We start from the raw sequence: 3,785 nt of genomic DNA, 5'->3' as shown, positions 1-3,785 counted from the left end.
GTGGATCAGCCCGTGCGTATCGTGGCCGGAAGCCGCGAGCTATTCAGTGGTCAGGTTTCGCGCACGATTGGAATACTCGCGAAGACTCTTGAGGAGCGGCTGGAGCCGAAGTGCATGTTTGATGCCGAGGTGCAGGTGGCGTTCTAGGCTGGATTCGGTGCCTTGGCGGTGCCTTCTATCGCGCTACGTCAATCTCCGGTCGCCTGCGGACGCGCGAAGCGCTTTTGTGCTCGCATCCGTGCGCGCTCTGCCTCTTGTTGGCGGTCTTTGGCGGGTGCCGAGGTGACCAGCGAGTCGATCAGCTTTCTCGCTGCAACGCTCACTTCGTCCACGGCCTGCTGAAAGGGCTCTTGGTTGGTCTGTGACGGCTTGGTGAAGCCACTGAGCTTGCGCACGAACTGCAACGCAGCCGCGCCGATTTCCTCGTCCGTAGCCGGTGGCTCGAAGTTGAATAGGGTCTTGATGTTGCGACACATGGTTCGTCGAAGCCCGGTCAACTACCGGGGAGCTGCGGCGATATTGCCACCGTCCACGGGAAACACACAGCCAGTGGTTCGTTCGGCCAATGCCAAGCCAACGAAAGCCTGTGCAACATGCTCGACAGTAACCTCCTGGCGCAGCAGGTTGGAACGAAAATACTGCTCGGGGCTGAGTCCGCGAGCCTTGGCGCGTTCGGCGAGCTCTGGTTCAGAAATGAGCTGGGTGCGAATCCGATCGGCATGGACGACATTCGCACGCACGCCGAGTTCACCGACCTCGACGGCGTACTGCTTGGCCAGCGCAACCAGGGCAGCCTTGGGCACACTGTAGGGGCCGAAGCCAGCTCCGGGGTTAAACGCGGACTTGGACCCGTTGAAGAGCAAGAACCCTCCCAATCCCTGCGCGCGCAGCACCTCCAGTGCAGCGGAGGCCAGCGCTTGGTGGGCGAAGAGATTGAGCTCAAAGCTCTCGCGCAGGAGCTTCGGGTCACAGCGATCGATCGGGCTTTGCGGTGCGAAGCCGGCGTTGGAGACCACCCCGTCGAGACCGCCGTACGTCCCCCCGAGCGGTGCGGCGCTGGCTCGAGACGCGCCCCGGCATGCTGGTCGATCAGTGGATCGAAGAGATCCCCTACCTCGAGACGCGACGCTACACCAAACGTGTTCTTGCCAGCTGGGGCACGTATGCATGGCTGGAGACGGGCGAGCTCCCTCCGTTGTCCCAACGCGTACCTCGGCTGTAAGCGCCCGCGAAAGAATAACAGTTCCCAATCACCCCGGGACGCATGCACCCTTGTCGTTGGGGTCCGGTACAAATCCGCTGTCGCAATGGCAGACATCGCCGTGCAGATGTCCGTGACCACTGCATTCCGCGTTCAGCTCGATGCAATTCTCCGGGTCTACCGGGTCGACTTCGTAGCCCGCATCGCAGACGCAAACGTTGCCTTCCAAAGAGCCATGACCACCGCAGACCTGGGGCTCGTCGAGGATGTAGATCTCCCCGTGCAGCAACCCATCTTCAGTCATACCCGTAACGAACGGCTCGAACGGTCCCGCCTGGAAGGGGAAGAACTCGGGTGCGCTGGCACCTTCGGCTACTCGGAACGGGATGGGGATGGACGTCTCTTGCGGATAGTAAACGCCACCTAGGTCACCTCGCTCGTTGAGCGCCGTGAGCCCGGTTCCACTTGCACCGGCGATTTGGTAGCGAGTCACGGTGTAGCCATCACCGGTGAGCTGAGCTGTGAAACCCGGGTTGATCTGATTGAAGTACCAGCTGTCCGGCGCCAGCCCCATGAACCCTACGATGGTACCCTCATCACTGATCTGGAAGGGGAACAGCCGGAAGGCTCCGGGGGCGGTCAGGTCCTCGAACGCACCGTTTCGATAGATGAAGCCGAGTGTTCCAAAGTCGTTGAAACCGACCACCACGCCTTCATCGTTGATGTCGGTGAAGCCGATATCGTCGAAACCTTCTCGAGCTACCAACGTCGTCTCACCGTTCTGCCACGAGTGAATGAACCCGTAGCGAACATCGTCCGTCGTGTCGTTGGGCGTTCCGTTGTCGTGCTTGAGCTTTCCGACGACGGTCCCATCCTCCCGCCCGCCGCGCATGACCGACCAAATGGCGCCGGGAATCTCAAGGGTCTCGAACGTCCTTGTCGCCAAATCGAGGCGCCAGGATTGAGTCGTCGCGGTCGGGTCGCTGTAGTGCTTGTCTCGAGACCAGCCGTAGGCGTATCTGCGTTCCGAGTCTACGAAGTTGATCGAGGTGGAGTTCCACCCAGGACGTCTAAAGAGTTCGTAGCCTTGATCCGTGACGATGAATCCGACCGATCCGTTGGAGGGAAGCGCATCGGCCCTGATATTGCCTCGTAGCGGGTTGCTGACAGTGCGGTAGCGAACAGAGAACTGCTCCGAGGCGCTGCCTCCGGCCGCCAGATCCCCGCGAACCTCGTAGGTTACCAACCAATCGCCTGGCTCTCCGGATAGGCCCATGTTGAAGTGATCGTGACCCAACGGAAGCAAGAGTTCGTCCGCCGCGTCGATGCCATCGCAGCTGGTCATGCCGAACACCGGGGGGAAGCCATCCTTCCAGACCGAATAGTGTCCCTCACCCGATGGCGAGGTGACAGCCACGAGCTTGAGCCGCACTTGATCGTCAACAAGCACACCGGCGTCCGCCTCCAGCGCAAGCCCCATGAAGGGAGCACCATGGGCCGCTGCCTCGCTGTTGCCCTGAGGAAGCCAAAAGGCGTTCTCGCCTTCATCCACGCAAAGCGGCGCAAAAAAATCGCGGCCCGCGTCGGGACGAGTGAAGGTCGCATCGGTGACAATCATGACGTTCTCGATGTCGAACAGTCCGTCGGTTCCTGGAACACCGTCAATCGTGGCCCCTTCGGCTTCGAGAAACACTTCGAATCCGCCACCTGGGGTCGGCGACAACTGCATCGCGAGGTCCGCGTGCCCGGACGAATACTGACGAAACCGGCACCGTGGGGACCTTCTCGTAGCGACCGCTTTGGCTCGGTTCAAGCGCCAAGCCTGCCTGCGCGAGAACTCCGTTGTGAAGACGTCCTCGTGCAATCCAGGCCTGAAACGAATGGGCTGCCCCTGATCCGGCCGCCCCGGCCCCAAGCGGTTGCGGCGGCCTTTGCGCACCCCGATCACCCTGCGGGTCGTGTTTTCGTAGCCCCAGTGCGCGACAAACCTTCCACGGGCCAACTTGTCCACACACGTCAGTACGGGCCTGAGCCTCCTGCGTGCGCGAATCCCCTGGATTGCGTGGCTCCCCGCATTCGCCACCAAGCTCCTCTGAAGCTCCTGGACGTGAACCGACACCCCCTCGGCCGGCAAGCTGGCACCCCCACGATCCTCGCTGGGAGCTGCGCAGGCACCGGCCATCAAGCTCAACCCCACCATGACGCGTGTTGCCCGCTGGGAACATCGGTACAATCTGTTTGCAGATACATCTTTCACGCGAACTTCTCCTACGACTCAGGCAGACGAGCCACGTCCAGCCCAGGTCCACGAACGAACCCCTGCCGCGGCCACACTGCGTATGCTGGACTGCGTATGCTGGCTCCGCTCCGTACACCGCCCGGAGCATACTCAGCCGGCCAATAAATGCAAGTTAATTGCTCTTGCAGTCTGGATGCACATTCCTTCGCATCGCAGCCGTTCACCGGGGGGCTTCGCCTCGACAACGGCCTCCCAGTCGGCTCTCTGGGCGTAGGCGAAAGATCGCGATGGAAGCTTCAGATCATGTCAAAAAGCATCGTCGCGGGATCTTGCAGATCTGGCGGC

4 protein-coding genes are annotated in these 3,785 nt (G+C 61.4%); 1 reads left to right on the top strand and 3 read right to left on the bottom strand.

Translation table 11 applies throughout. From position 1 onward, the window contains the following. Window positions 1–188 precede the first annotated feature (188 nt). Both MJD61_16975 and MJD61_16970 read right to left on the bottom strand, forming a co-directional pair. On the bottom strand, window positions 189–476 hold the full coding sequence (locus MJD61_16975) for a DUF2277 domain-containing protein (GenBank protein MCG8556956.1): 288 nt from the start codon (window positions 474–476) through the stop codon (window positions 189–191). Between the two features lie 21 nt (window positions 477–497). Then, window positions 498–1,016, bottom strand: a complete 519-nt coding sequence (locus MJD61_16970; GenBank protein MCG8556955.1) for an SDR family oxidoreductase — start codon at window positions 1,014–1,016, stop codon at window positions 498–500. Between the two features lie 32 nt (window positions 1,017–1,048). Between MJD61_16970 and MJD61_16965 the strand changes: the two genes are divergently transcribed. After that, entirely contained in the window at window positions 1,049–1,222 is a 174-nt protein-coding gene (locus MJD61_16965) for a hypothetical protein (GenBank protein MCG8556954.1), read from the top strand. 28 nt (window positions 1,223–1,250) lie between these two features. Here the strand turns inward: MJD61_16965 and MJD61_16960 are convergent, their stop codons facing one another. Then, window positions 1,251–3,401 (bottom strand): hypothetical protein, encoded by a 2,151-nt coding sequence (locus tag MJD61_16960; GenBank protein ID MCG8556953.1) that lies wholly within the window; start codon window positions 3,399–3,401, stop codon window positions 1,251–1,253. Window positions 3,402–3,785: the final 384 nt, after the last annotated feature.

This window comes from Pseudomonadota bacterium (assembly GCA_022361155.1).
Classification (GTDB): domain Bacteria; phylum Myxococcota_A; class Polyangia; order Polyangiales; family JAKSBK01; genus JAKSBK01.
This window is presented reverse-complemented; position numbering and strand designations above follow the sequence as displayed.